Annotated in this window: 12 protein-coding genes and 1 other RNA gene; 10 read left to right on the top strand and 3 right to left on the bottom strand. The window is 35.6% G+C overall.

What is annotated here, in order from left to right; translation table 11 throughout:
- Window positions 1–359: 359 nt before the first annotated feature.
- From tig to WH390_RS08180, 7 genes are all read left to right on the top strand, one after another.
- Window positions 360–1664 (top strand): trigger factor, encoded by a 1305-nt coding sequence (tig, locus tag WH390_RS08210; RefSeq protein WP_032115125.1) that lies wholly within the window; start codon window positions 360–362, stop codon window positions 1662–1664.
- A gap of 268 nt (window positions 1665–1932) precedes the next feature.
- Window positions 1933–2556 carry an ATP-dependent Clp endopeptidase proteolytic subunit ClpP gene (gene clpP / locus WH390_RS08205; RefSeq protein WP_032115126.1) on the top strand — a complete coding sequence of 208 codons (624 nt, stop codon included), beginning with the start codon at window positions 1933–1935 and terminating at the stop codon, window positions 2554–2556.
- Window positions 2557–2672: 116 nt separating this feature from the next.
- Window positions 2673–3959, top strand: coding sequence for an ATP-dependent protease ATP-binding subunit ClpX (gene clpX / locus WH390_RS08200; protein ID WP_032115127.1), 1287 nt, complete (start codon window positions 2673–2675; stop codon window positions 3957–3959).
- 191 nt (window positions 3960–4150) lie between these two features.
- On the top strand, window positions 4151–6511 hold the full coding sequence (gene lon, locus WH390_RS08195; protein WP_032115128.1) for an endopeptidase La: 2361 nt from the start codon (window positions 4151–4153) through the stop codon (window positions 6509–6511).
- A gap of 231 nt (window positions 6512–6742) precedes the next feature.
- Window positions 6743–7030 (top strand): HU family DNA-binding protein, encoded by a 288-nt coding sequence (locus tag WH390_RS08190; protein WP_032115129.1) that lies wholly within the window; start codon window positions 6743–6745, stop codon window positions 7028–7030.
- A gap of 159 nt (window positions 7031–7189) precedes the next feature.
- Window positions 7190–9061: a peptidylprolyl isomerase gene (gene ppiD / locus WH390_RS08185; RefSeq protein ID WP_032115130.1), complete on the top strand. Its 1872-nt coding sequence runs from the start codon at window positions 7190–7192 to the stop codon at window positions 9059–9061.
- Between the two features lie 263 nt (window positions 9062–9324).
- Window positions 9325–9693 carry a ComEA family DNA-binding protein gene (locus WH390_RS08180; protein WP_052044842.1) on the top strand — a complete coding sequence of 123 codons (369 nt, stop codon included), beginning with the start codon at window positions 9325–9327 and terminating at the stop codon, window positions 9691–9693.
- Window positions 9694–9893: 200 nt separating this feature from the next.
- Here the strand turns inward: WH390_RS08180 and queC are convergent, their stop codons facing one another.
- Window positions 9894–10595, bottom strand: a complete 702-nt coding sequence (gene queC, locus WH390_RS08175) for a 7-cyano-7-deazaguanine synthase QueC (protein ID WP_032115131.1) — start codon at window positions 10593–10595, stop codon at window positions 9894–9896.
- 487 nt (window positions 10596–11082) lie between these two features.
- Here queC and WH390_RS08170 point away from each other — a divergent pair, with 487 nt between their 5' ends.
- The 3 genes from WH390_RS08170 (at window position 11083) to ffs (ending at window position 15019) form a co-directional block, all read left to right on the top strand.
- Window positions 11083–12831 carry a SmdA family multidrug ABC transporter permease/ATP-binding protein gene (locus WH390_RS08170; RefSeq protein WP_032115132.1) on the top strand — a complete coding sequence of 583 codons (1749 nt, stop codon included), beginning with the start codon at window positions 11083–11085 and terminating at the stop codon, window positions 12829–12831.
- Complete coding sequence (locus WH390_RS08165) at window positions 12824–14605, top strand: SmdB family multidrug efflux ABC transporter permease/ATP-binding protein (protein WP_032115133.1); 1782 nt, start codon at window positions 12824–12826, stop codon at window positions 14603–14605. The genes WH390_RS08170 and WH390_RS08165 overlap by 8 nt, the downstream gene beginning before the upstream one ends.
- A 317-nt stretch (window positions 14606–14922) precedes the next feature.
- Window positions 14923–15019, top strand: an RNA gene (ffs, locus tag WH390_RS08160) — signal recognition particle sRNA small type.
- A 546-nt stretch (window positions 15020–15565) separates the two neighbouring features.
- On the opposite strand, the gene WH390_RS08155 is transcribed toward ffs, so the two are convergent.
- Both WH390_RS08155 and tomB read right to left on the bottom strand, forming a co-directional pair.
- A complete protein-coding gene (locus tag WH390_RS08155; RefSeq protein ID WP_032115134.1) occupies window positions 15566–15769 on the bottom strand; it encodes an HHA domain-containing protein in 204 nt (67 codons plus the stop codon).
- Window positions 15770–15825: 56 nt separating this feature from the next.
- The gene (gene tomB / locus WH390_RS08150) at window positions 15826–16194 is read right to left on the bottom strand and encodes an Hha toxicity modulator TomB (RefSeq protein ID WP_032115135.1); all 369 of its coding nucleotides are present in this window, start codon (window positions 16192–16194) and stop codon (window positions 15826–15828) included.
- Window positions 16195–16487: the final 293 nt, after the last annotated feature.

The following is a 16487-nucleotide window of genomic DNA, read 5'->3' as shown; positions in this document are numbered from 1 at the left end:
TCAATCGAGGTTAAGAAATAGATAATTATGCTGACTTAACCAGATATTATTTAGCAGTAATTGCTGGTATAAAATATTTTTATCGTTATATCTTACCGTGTTAGTCATATCAATTTTGCTACAAAAGCCAGTATTTAGAACGTTTACTATTTATTATTCACCTTTGCTCGACTCACCCCATATGCATCTGTATAATGTCGCGTCTAATTTTCTATAAGGTTTCGGAACGCTTCTACTTAACAGGGAGCCTCAAAAATAAAGGGTAAACCCGGGTTTGGGGAACAGTATGTTATCAGGAAATGTCTGATAACATTCACTCTGGAGTTGTCCGAGTACTAAGATTCTTTTGAGGTAACAAGATGCAAGTTTCTGTTGAAACAACTCAAGGCCTGGGGCGTCGTGTAACAATTACCGTTCCTAATGCTGATATTGAAAAAGCGGTGAATAGTGAATTAATTAATGTGTCAAAAAAAGTGCGCATTGATGGTTTTCGTAAAGGCAAAGTGCCAATGAATATCGTTAAACAACGTTATGGTACTTCTGTATTGCAGGACGTGCTGGGCGATATAATGCAGCGTAATTTTGTCAGTGCAATCATAGAACAAAAAATTAATCCAGCTGGGGCACCAAAATATCAACCTGAACAATTTAAAGCGGGTGAAGATTTTATCTATACCGTTGAATTCGAAGTCTATCCAGAAATTGAGTTAAAGGGTTTAGAAAATATCAAGGTTGAAAAACCTATTGTTGCGGTAAAAGATGAAGATGTTGACACCATGCTGGAAACATTACGCAAGCAACAAGCTACTTGGCAAGAGATAAAAGAAAAAGTTGCTGCAGATTCGCGAGTGACTATCGATTTTAAAGGCACAATTGATGGTGAAGTGTTCGAAGGTGGTAATGCGAACGATTTTGTGCTGGTAATGGGTGAAGGTCGTATGATACCTGGTTTTGAAGATGGTATTATGGGTCATCAGGAAGGTGAAGAATTTACTATCGATGTCAATTTTCCAGCCGATTATCACGCAGAAAATTTAAAAGGTAAAGCGGCTAACTTTGCTATCACTTTGAAGAAAGTGGAACAACGTGTATTACCAGAACTGACTGAAGAATTTATCAAACAATTTGGTGTTCCTGACGGTTCGATGGAGAGTTTACGTGCAGAAGTACGTAAAAATATGGAGCGTGAACTAAAAACAGCTGTTCATAATCGAATTAAGACGCAAGTACTTGATGGTTTAGTTAAGGAAAACGAAATTGAGGTGCCTATTGCTGTTGTTGACAGTGAAATAAATGTACTACGTCGACAAGCTGCACAACGTTTTGGTGGCAACGAAAAACAAGCGTTAGAATTACCACGTGAAATATTTGAAGAGCAAGCTAAACATCGCGTTATTGTTGGTTTATTATTAGGTGAAGTTATCAATAAAAACTCGCTAACTGCAGATGATGTTCGTGTAAAGTCACTGATTGAAGAGATGGCTTCAGCTTATGAAGATCCCATTGAAGTGATCGAATACTATAGCAAAAATAAAGAGTTAATGGATAGTGTCCGTAATTTGGCGCTAGAAGAACAAGCCATTGAAATATTATTAGAAAAAGCGGAAGTAACAGATAAAGAAACTCAATTCCAAGAGTTAATGAATCAGGCTCAGATGAGGTAATTGCTGAGTAGTGAAATGCTATTATCTGGTTTTGTGAAAACCCGTGGTTTTATGCTACGGGTTTTTTATCGTTAAAAAACTTTTCTTTTTTCTTGAAAAAAGAAAAGAATAACCCCAAATAATTTTCTATATTGTTGTATGACTTTCTTCATAAGGGCGAATATCCCTTTATGAATAATGGTTAAGTTTGTAATTATAGTCATTCTTATTTATCTCGAGTAGAATTAGATAGATTGGGCACCATAAAGCGTTTAATTAGGAGATGGAAATGTCATATCATAACAATCAAGATCAACTTGTGCCGCATATGGCATTGGTGCCAATGGTAATCGAGCAGACTTCACGCGGTGAACGTTCTTATGATATTTATTCGCGCCTACTAAAAGAAAGAATTATTTTTTTAACAGGTCAGGTCGAAGATCACATGGCAAATTTAGTGGTTGCTCAAATGCTGTTTTTAGAAGCTGAAAACCCTGATAAAGACATTCATCTTTATATTAATTCACCGGGTGGCGTCATTACGGCAGGTATGTCAATTTATGACACGATGCAATTTATTAAACCTGACGTTAGTACAATTTGTATGGGGCAAGCGTGTTCGATGGGCGCTTTTTTGCTTACCGCTGGTACTAAAGGAAAACGTTATTGTTTGCCCAATTCTCGTGTCATGATCCACCAACCTTTAGGCGGATTTCAAGGACAAGCGTCGGATATCGAAATTCACGCCAAAGAAATTTTAAAAATTAAATCGCGTATGAATGAATTAATGGCTAAACATACGGGTAAAAAAATAAAAGAGATTGAGAACGATACCGAACGGGATCGTTTTTTATCTGCAGAGGAAGCAGTTAGTTATGGTTTGGTAGATAAAATTTATACTAATCGTAATTAATTTACATAAATGTATGGCATGCCTGATATAGTTATATACATGATTAATTAGTAACAGTTTTCTGTTACCCTCTTTGTTGAAATTAGGGTGATGGTTAAAAAAGTGAGGTTATCTGAATGACAGATAAACGCAAAGAGAGTTCAGGAAAGTTGCTGTACTGCTCCTTCTGCGGAAAAAGCCAGCATGAAGTTCGTAAGTTAATTGCTGGTCCGTCAGTTTATATCTGTGATGAGTGTGTTGAGCTCTGTAACGATATTATTCGAGAAGAAGTTAAAGAGATTGCACCACATCGTGAGCGCAGCGCATTACCGACACCCCATGAAATTCGTTATCATCTTGATGATTATGTTATTGGTCAGGAAAATGCCAAGAAAGTATTGGCGGTAGCCGTTTATAACCATTATAAACGCCTACGTAATATTTCTAACGAAGGGATGAATGGTGAAGGGGTAGAGCTAGGTAAAAGTAATATTTTGCTTATTGGGCCGACGGGCAGTGGTAAGACACTATTAGCTGAAACTTTGGCTCGTTACCTGGATGTACCATTTACCATGGCTGATGCGACAACATTAACGGAAGCGGGTTATGTTGGAGAAGATGTAGAAAATATTATTCAGAAACTTCTACAAAAATGCGACTATGATGTAGAGAAAGCACAGCGTGGTATCGTCTATATTGACGAAATTGATAAAATATCCCGTAAATCTGACAACCCGTCAATTACACGCGATGTTTCAGGTGAAGGCGTTCAGCAAGCTTTACTTAAACTTATTGAAGGTACAATTGCAGCAGTGCCCCCCCAAGGAGGCCGTAAACATCCACAACAGGAATTTTTGCAAGTCGATACTTCTAAAATTCTATTTATTTGTGGTGGTGCATTCGCAGGTCTTGATAAAGTGATTGGCCAACGGTTAAATACACGTTCAGGTATTGGTTTTTCTGCTGAGGTCAAAAGCGAATCCGAGCGAGCGACTGAAGGTGAGTTACTTTCTCAAGTGGAACCAGAAGATTTAATTAAGTTTGGTTTGATTCCTGAATTTATTGGTCGTTTACCTGTCGTAGCTACTTTAGGTGAATTAAGTGAAGAAGCATTAATTCAGATTCTGAAAGAGCCTAAAAATGCGTTGACTAAACAATATCAAGCACTTTTTGAACTTGAAGGCGTTAATCTTGAGTTTCGTGAAGAAGCATTGAAAGCAATTGCGAAAAAAGCCATGTCGAGGAAAACCGGAGCACGTGGTTTACGTTCTATTGTGGAAGGCGCTTTGCTAGAAACTATGTATGATTTGCCATCAATGGAGCATGTTGAGAAGGTTGTGATTGATGAAATGGTGGTTGCCGGTCAATCAGAACCTTTAGTGATTTATAGTCAACCTGATATACAAGTATCAGGTGAAAAATAAATCTTAATGCTTTTCTTAGTTGAATTGTGTAATGCAAAATGAGGGTTTTCCCCTCATTTTGTGTTTAATACCGAATCAGACTATTGAATATCAAAATTTTGTCCCCATGTAACTCTATATTTAAACTGAGGTTTCTCAAAACTTTTAAGGAAACCCTAAAATTGGCATAAGCTAAACGAAGAGAGAACCTTATGAATCTTGAGCGTTCCGAACGCATTGAAATTCCTGTACTGCCTCTGCGAGATGTCGTGGTTTATCCACATATGGTGATCCCATTGTTTGTTGGCCGCGAGAAATCGATTCACTGTCTTGAAGCTGCAATGGATCAGAATAAACAGGTCATGTTGGTGGCTCAAAAAGAAGCATCGACTGATGAGCCAGGAGTAAATGATCTTTTCTCTGTAGGGACAGTTGCTTCTGTTTTGCAGATGCTAAAACTACCAGATGGTACGGTTAAAGTCTTAGTTGAAGGTCTGCGTCGTGCAAAAATCACTATGCTAACAGATAATGGAGAATATTTCATTGCCCAGGCTGAGTATTTTAGTTCTCCGACTGTTGATGAAAAAGAGCAAGAAGTCTTAAATCGGACAACCATTAATCAGTTTGAAGGCTATATTAAACTGAATAAAAAGATCCCACCTGAAGTATTAACATCATTGCATTCTATTGAACAATCGGACAAATTGGCTGATACAATCGCTTCTCATATGCCGTTAAAACTAGCGGATAAACAGCGTGTATTAGAAATGGTTGATGTAGTTGAGCGCCTTGAATATTTGATGGCAATGATGGAGTCTGAAATTGATTTACTGCAGGTTGAAAAACGTATTCGTAATCGCGTTAAAAAGCAGATGGAGAAAAGTCAGCGCGAATACTATTTGAATGAGCAGATGAAAGCAATTCAGAAAGAATTAGGTGAGATGGAGGACGCGCCTGATGAATATGAAATGTTCAAGCGCAAAATCGAAGAAGTTAAAATGCCTAAGGAAGCTCGGCAAAAAGCGGAGGCAGAATTACAAAAATTGAAAATGATGTCACCTATGTCTGCTGAAGCGACAGTTTTACGGAGCTATATTGATTGGATGGTGCAGGTCCCGTGGAATGCTCGTAGTAAAGTTAAAAAAGATTTACTGAAAGCTCAGGAGACACTGGATAGAGATCATTATGGTTTAGAACGTGTTAAGGAACGTATTCTTGAATACTTAGCTGTGCAAAGTCGCGTGAGTAAAATTAAAGGGCCAATTTTATGTTTGGTGGGACCGCCAGGTGTTGGTAAAACATCATTGGGTCAATCAATTGCTAAAGCGACAGGGCGTAAATATATTCGTATGGCACTTGGTGGTGTCCGTGATGAAGCAGAAATTCGTGGACATAGACGAACATACATTGGCTCTATGCCCGGGAAACTTATTCAAAAAATGGCAAAAGTGGGTGTTAAGAACCCCTTATTTTTGTTAGATGAAATTGACAAAATGTCTTCGGATATGCGTGGTGATCCGGCATCTGCTTTACTTGAAGTACTTGATCCAGAACAGAATGTTGCGTTTAATGATCACTATTTAGAAGTTGATTATGACCTTTCTGATGTGATGTTCGTTGCGACTTCAAATTCGATGAACATTCCAGCACCGTTATTAGATCGTATGGAAGTGATTCGTCTTTCAGGTTACACCGAAGATGAAAAACTTAATATTGCCAAAAAACATTTGTTACCTAAACAGATTCAGCGAAATGCATTGAAAAAAGGCGAGCTTACGATCGACGATAGCGCAATTATTGGTATTATTCGTTATTATACCCGCGAGGCTGGTGTTCGTGGTTTAGAACGTGAAATTTCCAAATTATGCCGTAAAGCAGTAAAAGCACTACTGATGGATAAATCATTGAAACACCTTGTCATCAATGAAGATAATCTAAAAGACTATCTTGGTGTGCGTAAAGTTGATTACGGTCGTGCAGATACCGAAAATCGTATCGGTCAAGTGACGGGTTTAGCTTGGACAGAAGTTGGTGGCGATTTATTAACTATTGAAACCGCTTGTGTACCTGGCAAAGGTAAACTCACTTATACCGGATCGTTAGGTGAGGTTATGCAAGAATCTATTCAAACGGCGTTAACTGCAGTTCGGGCGCGAGCAGAAAAGCTAGGTATTAATGCTGATTTCTACGAAAAACGGGATATTCATGTGCATGTACCTGAGGGAGCAACACCAAAAGATGGTCCCAGTGCAGGAATTGCAATGTGCACAGCGTTAGTTTCTTGTTTGACCGGTAATCCTGTACGAGCAGACGTAGCGATGACTGGTGAGATAACATTACGAGGATTAGTGTTACCAATTGGTGGTTTAAAAGAAAAATTGTTAGCCGCTCACCGTGGTGGTATAAAAATCGTGTTAATTCCCGATGAAAATCGTCGAGATTTGGAAGAAATACCCCAAAATGTTATCGCAGATCTAAAAATTTACCCGGTAAAGACCATTGAAGAGGTTTTTTCTATTGCACTACAAAATCCCCCCTTTGGGATGGAGATAGTGACTAAAAAATGCTCTTAATGCATTGATTTAAATTAAAAATTTCACATAAATTTAAAACTGATAAATCTTAAATGATTTATCAGTTTTTTTTATCTACTAAATAAATTAAGTAAACAAATCTATAATTATTTGGCTGTAATATGTTTTCTTGCCATACTTTTGTAGTATTGATACGACGGTGTCATCTTTTTGTGAACCGTTAGCAATATGTTTGTTTAATCCATAATTAATAAAATGGGGATGATAAGCGTGAAAAAGAAAGAGCTAATAGAAAAAATTGCTAAAGAGTCAAAGGCTGCTAAATCAGTCTCTGAGAGCGTGTTAAATGCATTTCTCAAAATTGTATCTCAAACTCTCAAAAAAGGAGATAAAATTCAGTTAATAGGCTTTGGCGCTTTTGAAAGTAAAGAGCGCCCAGCACGTACTGGACGTAATCCTCAAACAGGTAAGGCTATTAAGATAGCTGCGGCAAAGGTACCGACATTTAAAGCCGGCCAAGGATTAAAAGATGCTGTTAACGGCCACAAGAAAAAATAAGGATTGCGGCATACTGTTAACGGATAAACTAAAACCGAATCAATTGTTTTAGTAAGTTAGGATAGAGCGCATCATAAAGGTGATGCGCTTTTTTCTTTTACGCTAAAATAGCGTATTATGCGTCTATTTACTTTGACTAAAACGGAGAGTAGCCTCTTTATGATGGACAACCTACGCACGGCGGCGAATAGTCCTGTGCTAAAAATAGTATTTGTGATTATTATCCTATCTTTTGTGCTTACCGGCGTTGGTGGTTACCTGATTGGCGGTTCAAGTAATCACGCGGCGAAAGTGAATGGCACAGCAATTAGTCAAGTTCAATTACAGCAAGCTTTTCAGCAAGAAAAGCAAGCATTACAAGAACGACTAGGTGATCAATTTGCTGAAATTGCCAGCAGCGAGCAAGGGATCCAGATGCTGCGTCGTCAAGCTTTAGAACGTTTGATTGGTGTGACATTGCTTAATCAATATTCAAATCAATTGGGTTTAACGGCGAGTGATGAGCAAATTAAGCAAGATATCTACAACATGCCGATATTTCATACTGACGGGCATTTTGATAGTGAAAAATATCGGGCTATTTTATCTCAACATAATGTTAATGCCGATGATCTTGCCCAAGAAATACGACAAAATTTGATTAACCGTCAACTCAGTAAAATGTATGTGACAGATGAATTTGTCTTACCTGAAGAAATTAAGTCCTATGCTGAGTTACTTTTACAGCAACGTGAAGTAAAAACAGCAACTATATCGCTTGCTAACTATCAATCTAAACAAACGGTGACAGATAAAGAATTACAAGATTACTATAATACACATCAGAACAGTTTTATTTCACCCGAACAGGTACAGGTTAGTTATATTAAGTTAGATGCCGCTTCTCAACGTGAAAATGTGGCAGTCAAAGATGAAGAGCTGAAAAGCTATTATGAGCAAAATATAGCTAATTTTACGCAGCCTGCGCAAAAACATTACAGCATGATCCAATTGGCAACAGAAAAAGAAGCCGATTCCGTTGCTAAAGAATTGGCTGATGGGGCTGATTTTAAGCAATTAGTTACCGAAAAATCGACAGATAAATTTAGTGCAGCAAATCATGGTGCTCTTGGTTGGATGGAGGTGACTTCAATGCCAAGTGAAATTATTGCTGCGAATCTAACTAAAAAAGGACAGGTTTCTGGCGTAATAAAATCGGCTAGCAATTATATTATATTTCGTCTTGATGATATTAAACCTGAAGTAATAAAATCTTTTCAGTCAGTAAAAACTGAGATTGCCGATAGCCTAAAAAATGAAAAAGCGATTAATGCATTTTATTCATTACAACAAACTGCAAGTCGCGTGGCGATGGATGATAACGAATCGTTAGCAGCAGCTGAAAAAGTTACTGGTATTAAAGCGGTAACAACAGATTGGTTTAGTCGTAATAATCTTCCTGAAGAAATAAGATTTGATAAAGTGGCTGATTCTATTTTTAACGGCAACTTATTAGATAAAAATGGGCCAACAGGTATTAACTCAGATGTCATTAATGTCGATGGTGATCGTGCATTTGTTATTCGAGTTGAAAAATATAAACCAGAGGTAACACAACCATTCGATGAGGTGAAAAAATCAGTAGCTGAATTAGTCAAGCTTAATAAAGCTACAAAAGAGATGGAAGCAGAGGGCAATAAATTGCTGAGCGCATTAAAACAAGGGACAGGTGCAGCGGCTTTGGCAAAACAGGGTATTACCTTTGGTGAGGCAAAGATTATCAAACGTTTTGATCAAAATGACTCATTGGCTGAGCAAATTTTTCAGATGCCAATTCCTAAAGAAAATACACCAACTTATCTCAGTAGCAAAGATAGCAAAAATAATTTAGTTATTATTCAATTGGTCAAAGTTACTCAGGGGCAACCGACGGAAGATGAATTAAAAGTCTTTTCGCAACGCTATAAAATGATACTTGGCGATGTGATGATGGAATCACTAATGTTGAATTTACGTGATAAGGCTAAAGTCGATTTAGGCCGAATTGAGTAATTTGCGATCGACTTCCACATAATTTTATACAATTACATAAATTAGAGGCTGCGCTTGTGCAGCCTCTTGCTGTTATATCATTTTATTGTCGTAATGTTTTTTTATTCTTGTATCTTATTCATTGCTTAGAAAGTCTGTTTTTTCATAGAAAATTATCACAGAATTGCTTAGCAAACTGCCATAAAGCGTATACATCAGGGAAATATAATATCAATTTTGGTAAATAAATATTGATTTTTACTAATTAACAAGGAGGTTATAAGATGTTTCTAATAATAAAAAAGAAACTAATATATACAACTAGGATCTTAATTTTTGCGATAGGATTTTTTCATACCGCATTTGCCCAATCTGATCAGCTAAAAGTAGTTAATGATCAAACGCAAACTGGAACGAAATCAGTTATAAATAAAACAGTCAAGCGACAGTTGATGGATGATAAAGTTAATATCAATACTGCATCTGAAGAGGAGTTGGCGGAGAAATTAAATGGGATCGGATTGAAAAAAGCACAGTTAATCGTGTTACATCGTAAGAAATTTGGAGAATTTAAGTCAATTGAACATCTTCAAGATGTGCCAGGTATTGGTTTGGGTTTTATTGAAAAGAATCGTGAGAAATTAACCTATTAACACATAATAGGAGCTGAGAGGGAATTATTAATCTCAGTTCCTTATTCATTACACCAGTATACGCTAGAAGTGTAAGATTATATTTAAGCCAAAAGTACTAAAAATAATTTATTGTATCTTGTATTAATTAATATAGTGGCATTGATTGTAAGTTAAATTGGCTTATTGTTTGAATATCGTTAAATAGTATCTATTTAAAATCATTTAAGGTGCATTTTTTGTTTTAAAGAGGACATGATTGCTTGTCGATGATTAAGATAATATTTTAATCCTTCTGCACGCAGATGGCAGGCAGCACATTGTTGACAACCATTGCCTATGATACCATTGTAACAAGTAAGGGTTTTATTTTGTACTAATTTTAATGAGTGGTAATAATCGGCTAGTGCCCAAGTCTCGGCTTTATTTAGCCACATAAGAGGGGTTTCAAAGCGAATTTGTTTAGCTATACCCAGACAAATAGCTTGATTAAGCGTTTTAACGAATTCATCCCTACAATCAGGGTAACCAGAAAAGTCTGTTTCACAGACACCGGTTATAACCACCTCAGCTTGAACTTGGTAAGCATAAATAGCAGCAAGTGTTAGAAATAAAATATTACGTCCTGGAACGAAAGTATTGGGTAATTCACTTTCAATACTTTTTTCATAGGAAGGTATTGGAATGTTGTCGCGAGTTAGGCTACTGATAGCAAGTTCATTTAATAATCCGACATCCAGTATTTTATGTGCTGCGATGTTAAAATGCTGGCATATTTTTTGAGCAGCAACAATTTCAGCACTATGACGTTGAGCATAATTGAAAGTGATACAATGAACTTCGTTATATTGTTTTATTGCTTGTATAAGACAAGTGGTCGAATCTTGTCCGCCACTAAATACAATAACTGCTCGTTTCGTCATGCTTAATGCTATCCATCGATAAAGTACAAGTAAAAAATTTTGCTAGTAAAGATGATACGTTATGTTACCGAGTTTAATCTAGTTTAGATAGCCTTAATTGGGAAGATATATTCATAGTATTATATTATTTGTTTAAATTATAAAATATGAATTATTTTATTCTGACTATTTATTATCGGTAGCATATTAATTTTATGTAATTATGCGATAAAAATGCCATGATTTGTTGAATACATCCTGATATTACATTGCTTATAAAGCTGATAAAATCAGGTTGTTAAAAATATTTTATATAACATTATGAAATTTGGTGGGTTACGATAGTTTTTATAAACATATAGTCAACAATATAGTTAATTGAATTGATCATTTTTATTTTTGATTGAGAAAATAAAATATATCACAATTTTGTTTGTATCTGATTAATTTATTGAGCTGTATTTTATTATATTTTTTGATGCAATTTTCAATATCAGGATAAAAAAATGTGAGATTATTTTCTCAATTACGTTGGTATTTTTTAACTGAGTGGCGCCGGTATTTTGGTGCTGTCATGTTATTAATTTTTATTGCAGGGTTACAACTTATTCCACCACGGCTTGTTGGCTTTATTATTGATGGTATTAGTAAGCAAACCATGAGTATTAAACAACTTTTGGGCTGGATAAGTGTGATGGTGCTTATTGCATTTATTATTTATGGATTGCGTTATATTTGGCGGTTATGGTTATTTGGCGCTTCTTATAAATTAGCTGTACAGTTAAGACAAAAATTTTATCAACAATTTAGTCGCCAAACTCGCGAGTTTTATTTACGACATCGAGTAGGCGATCTTATTGCACGTACAACAAATGATGTTGATCGAGTTGTCTTTGCGGCGGGAGAAGGTGTCCTGACACTAGTCGATTCTTTGGTGATGGGTTGTGCTGTGTTAATTGTCATGAGCATAGAGATTAGTTGGCAACTGACCCTGCTTTCATTGCTACCAATGCCAATCATGGCAGTCATTATTAAGCGATATGGTGAGCAACTGCATACACGCTTTAAATCTGCTCAAGCTACATTTTCTTCTCTCAATAATCATGCCCAGGAAAATTTAACTAGTATCCGTATGATTAAAGCGTTTGGTATCGAAGAACACCAATCCCATCAGTTTGAGATTGCCGCATTAGAGGCTGGACGTAAAAATATGCATGTTGCTAAAGTTGATGCGAAATTTGACCCTACAATCTATATTGCGATAGGTACTGCAAATTTTTTGGCGTTAGCTGGTGGTAGCTGGATGGTTTTGCATAATAAAATGACATTAGGTGATTTGACCAGTTTTGTTATGTATTTAGGACTTATGATATGGCCAATGTTAGCACTTGCTTGGATGTTTAATATTGTTGAGCGTGGAAGCGCTGCGTATAGTAGGATTTGTGTTTTATTTGAACAATGCCCATCAATTATTGATGGAAAACAGTGTTTACAGCAAAGAGCTGGTCAATTGAAGGTGAATATTCGGCAATTTAATTATCCAGGTGCGGCAATATCTTCCTTACATAATATTGTATTTCATATACAGCCAGGGCAATTAGTTGGAATTTGTGGTCCAACCGGAGCAGGAAAAACAACATTATTATCATTATTACAGCGCCATTTTGATGTTATTGATGGTGAAATTTTGTTCCAATCTATTTCTCTGACTGATATCCAGCAGGGAGAATGGCATGCCAGACTGGCAGTGGTGAACCAGATACCATTTCTATTTTCCGATACCATAGCGGGTAACATTGCTTTAGGTAAACCGACTGCTAGCCAAACAGAAATAGAGGAAGCGGCGAGACTAGCTGATGTACATGAAGATATTTTGCGTTTACCTAATGGGTATAACACACAAGTTGGTGAGCGTGGCATTATGTTGTCTGGTGGACAAAAACAGCGTATTTCTATTGCAAGAGCACTATTATTAAATACTGAAATTTTGATATTAGACGATGCTTTGTCTGCGGTAGATGGAAAGACTGAAAATAGAATTTTAAAAAATTTACGTCAGTGGCAAGGGTGTCATACTATCATCATTAGTGCCCACAGATTGTCTGCATTAGTGGATTCAGATCAGATACTTGTATTGCAGCAAGGTACTATCTTATCTCAAGGTACTCATCAGCAATTAATTGCAAAACCTGGTTGGTATCGAGATATGCATAGCTATCAGCAAATTGAAGCCTCATTGGAAAATGAGCATGAATAATCGTCGTCGCTTATGGCCATCTTTAAAACGCTTACTAATTTATGGAAATTCATTTCGTAAACCGATAATTATTGCCGTTTTGATATCCTGGATAGCAGCTGGGGCAGAAATTTGTGGGCCCCTTTTGGTGAGTTACTTTATTGATGATATGTTAGCAACAGGTTACATGCCGTTGAAAAGCACGGTCATATTAATAATAATTTTTTTTGCATCACAAATTATTGCTGCCATTTCACACTATTATCAAACAATCTTATTTAATCAAGCCGCTATCGGAGTTGTTCAAACATTACGTACAGATGTGATGAGTGCCGCTATCAGGCAGCCATTGAGTATTTTTGATAATCAACCAGTAGGGCAACTGATTTCTCGAGTGACAAATGATACTGAAGTGGTTAAGGATCTATTTGTAACCGTTATTCCGACTATATTTCGTAGTGTAGCGCTAATTATTGCCATGTTAGTAGCGATGTTTTTTTTAGAGAGGGGAATGGCAATAGTTGCTAGCTTAATTTTCCCCGCAGTATTTTTGGTCATGGTAATTTATCAGCGTTTAAGTACACCAATTGTTCGTCGAGTACGTACTTACCTAGCTGATATTAACGATGGTTTTAATGAGATAATTAACGGCATGACTATTATTCAACAGTTTAGGCAACGAGCCCGATTTGGTGAGAAAATGTTAGCAGTGAATCGCCAGCATTATATAGCCCGGATGCAAGCATTAAAGTTAGATAGTATTCTTTTACGCCCACTATTGAATTTATTTTCTGCACTAACTCTTTGTGGATTAATTCTATTATTTGGATTTAAGGGAATAGATGTTATTGGTGTTGGAGTATTGTATGCGTTTATTAATTATCTTGGGCGTTTAAATGAGCCATTAATTAAATTAACCTCACAACAATCTGTATTACAACAAGCGGTAGTTTCAGGAGAAAGAATTTTTGAATTGATAGATAGCCCTCGACAATGTTATGGCTGTGATCAATTACCTTTATTGTCAGGGCGCGTGGATATAAAAAAGCTTTCTTTTGCTTATCGTGATGATAAATATGTATTGTACGATATTGATCTGCAGATAGAGGATAACGAATTTGTCGCATTAGTTGGGCATACAGGTAGTGGAAAAAGCACGATTACTAACTTATTAATGGGATACTATCCATGGCAAAAAGGACAAATATTACTCGATGGACGCCCATTATCCTCACTTTCTCACCATGTGTTGCGTAATTCTATTACTATAGTGCAGCAAGATCCGGTTATTTTAGCAACGACTTTGTTTGACAATATCGCTCTGGGAAGAAAAATTTCAGAACAGAAGGTTTGGCATATTTTGGCAACTGTGCAGCTTGTTGATTGGGTATATAAATTGCCTGATGGCTTAAATACGCTGTTAGGTGAGCAAGGTAACATGCTATCTGCGGGGCAGAAGCAATTATTGGCATTAGCGCGTGCTTTAGTACGAACGACGAAAATTTTAATATTGGATGAAGCAACGGCCAATGTCGATTCGGGAACTGAGAGAGCGATCCAAAAAGCTTTACAGTTAATTCGTCGGCAGACAACATTAATCGTTATTGCTCATCGACTTTCTACCGTTATAGACGCGGATAAAATTTTTGTTTTACATCGTGGAAAAATCGTTGAGCAAGGCAAACATAATCAATTATTACGACACTCGGGGCTTTATGCTCAGATGTACCAATTGCAACAAATTGGTAATTTATTACATGCTGATAGCGTAGAACGTCTAGATGTGGTTAATTAATCTTTTTTCTATTTTATTCTTACTTATTTGTGGATTTTTTATTAATATATTTTTACATTTCATATTGAAAATTGTTTTTTCATCACTTCGAAGATTGGTAAATTAAGATTATACTAGATTAGATACTTATTTTGTTGTAAATAAGGTCAACTTTAATCTTTTTTGTTATTATTTATATACTGTTAAACTATTTGTATGTTTAATATTATCTATTTGAATAAGAAAACAACACTTGATTTCTGTTTTCTTGCTATTTGAATATGAATAGCGCATAATACGTGCCTCTATTGTTCTTATAGAGCCATTCAATGGGGTCCTGTTAGTTCTCCCGCAATGCTAACTTGTTAACTTGGTCAGGTCTGGAAAGAAGCAGCCATAGCAAGGGGTGTATGTGCCGGGATGTCGCTGACAGGACTCCGCCAGTTTAACACTTCTAAGATATTTATATTTTTTCAGATAAAATTAACCCAGTTAACAAAAATTGTTTTTATGTTGAAAATTGCTAAATTAATTCAATATGGTTGGTTTTTTACGTAGAAAAAAATTTCAATTAATTTGATGAATTTTGATTTTAATCTAAATGTCAGTTTTTGGTTTAGTTTTTATAGAAAAATAAGATTATGTGAAATTAAAAATTTTGATTACTGATGCAATTGAATTATTAATTAAAAAATAAATAGCATTGAATTGATTGTTTTCATAAATAGTTATTGTTTGGGTATGGTTTTTATTAATGAAAAAGAGTTATGGTTGAGTGAGGATAATTATAGGGTTATTTTTTGATTAAGTGAAAATATAAATATGATTCATTGTTTAATCTAATAACGTAAGCAACACCACGATATAATTATCCGTGCAATAAATGAATATTTTAAGTTATATAGTTATTAATAAAAGCCGATAACGGCTATCGGCTAAAATTATAACCATATCCTATCTGATAAAGGAAAGACTTACTTATTAACGAACATATTTCCAAACTGACGAAGGAATTTTGTCATAAAGTTTATTCATTGTGAGCTCTGCTAACCTATGGTCTGCGGCAGAATAAAATAATTCAAGTTCGTCTTCAGATAATTCATATTTGTTTTTTTCGATTACGCGCTCCAATGTTTCGATAGTCGTACATCTTCTTAAGCGCCTCAGATAGTCAATTTTAGTCATAATTTCCTTTCTTTAAATTATAGATGTATAAAATATGAATGTTATTGGCTGTTGCGTCAAGTGTTACTTAATGAATATTTTATATCATTTGTTAATATTTCAGCCAAATGCTCATTCATTTTTTGCCAATCAGAAATATCTGTTAGGCTCATTACAGGTTTACCAAATAGGTTATAAGTTTCATCCAAATATTCGTCAATAAAAATAAAAAGGTTTACGTTATTCGGATATTTTAATTTAAATTGACCAATAAAATCTGTGATATGGTCAATTAATACATTAAGTTTAACGCTTTGATCGGAACCAAGATCATTTTTCCAATGGGTTTTTGTCCTATGCAAAGTTAACATCGCTTCACGATATAGAGCATCACATAAATACTTTAGCACTAAGATATCATAACTCCTTGGTGAGTACTCATCCATAATCACCTCCATTTAAACCACAGATTACGGGTTATTACTCATTTTTATTGCATATTACTGCTAAAGATGAAGAAATTACCATTGAATTAATATATTGTTTTATTTTTTGTAAAATCAAAACACTATTAATTATGATTGTCACCAAAATTATAAATGGGTGTCGATAAACAATCAGAAGAATGTAGATAATTTATAAAATTTATACTTGTGAGAGTATAGCAAAAGTAAAGCAAACAACCTACTGGATATTAATATAGCACTATTATCGCATAAGTCACTATCTCTGTATAAAG

The organism is Candidatus Arsenophonus nilaparvatae, from assembly GCF_045346035.1.
Lineage (GTDB): Bacteria > Pseudomonadota > Gammaproteobacteria > Enterobacterales > Enterobacteriaceae > Arsenophonus > Arsenophonus nilaparvatae.
Note: the sequence above shows the minus strand (reverse complement) of the source record. Positions and strands in the feature narration are given on the sequence as shown.

Bases quoted from the DNA above. Each gene is read 5' to 3' on its own strand.
- WH390_RS08155 (WP_032115134.1), bottom strand. From the start codon at position 15,769: ATGACTAAAATTGACTATCTGAGGCGCTTAAGAAGATGTACGACTATC.
- clpX (WP_032115127.1), top strand. From the start codon at position 2,673: ATGACAGATAAACGCAAAGAGAGTTCAGGAAAGTTGCTGTACTGCTCC.
- tomB (WP_032115135.1), bottom strand. From the start codon at position 16,194: ATGGATGAGTACTCACCAAGGAGTTATGATATCTTAGTGCTAAAGTAT.
- WH390_RS08165 (WP_032115133.1), top strand. From the start codon at position 12,824: ATGAATAATCGTCGTCGCTTATGGCCATCTTTAAAACGCTTACTAATT.
- queC (WP_032115131.1), bottom strand. From the start codon at position 10,595: ATGACGAAACGAGCAGTTATTGTATTTAGTGGCGGACAAGATTCGACC.
- clpP (WP_032115126.1), top strand. From the start codon at position 1,933: ATGTCATATCATAACAATCAAGATCAACTTGTGCCGCATATGGCATTG.
- lon (WP_032115128.1), top strand. From the start codon at position 4,151: ATGAATCTTGAGCGTTCCGAACGCATTGAAATTCCTGTACTGCCTCTG.
- WH390_RS08180 (WP_052044842.1), top strand. From the start codon at position 9,325: ATGTTTCTAATAATAAAAAAGAAACTAATATATACAACTAGGATCTTA.
- tig (WP_032115125.1), top strand. From the start codon at position 360: ATGCAAGTTTCTGTTGAAACAACTCAAGGCCTGGGGCGTCGTGTAACA.
- ppiD (WP_032115130.1), top strand. From the start codon at position 7,190: ATGATGGACAACCTACGCACGGCGGCGAATAGTCCTGTGCTAAAAATA.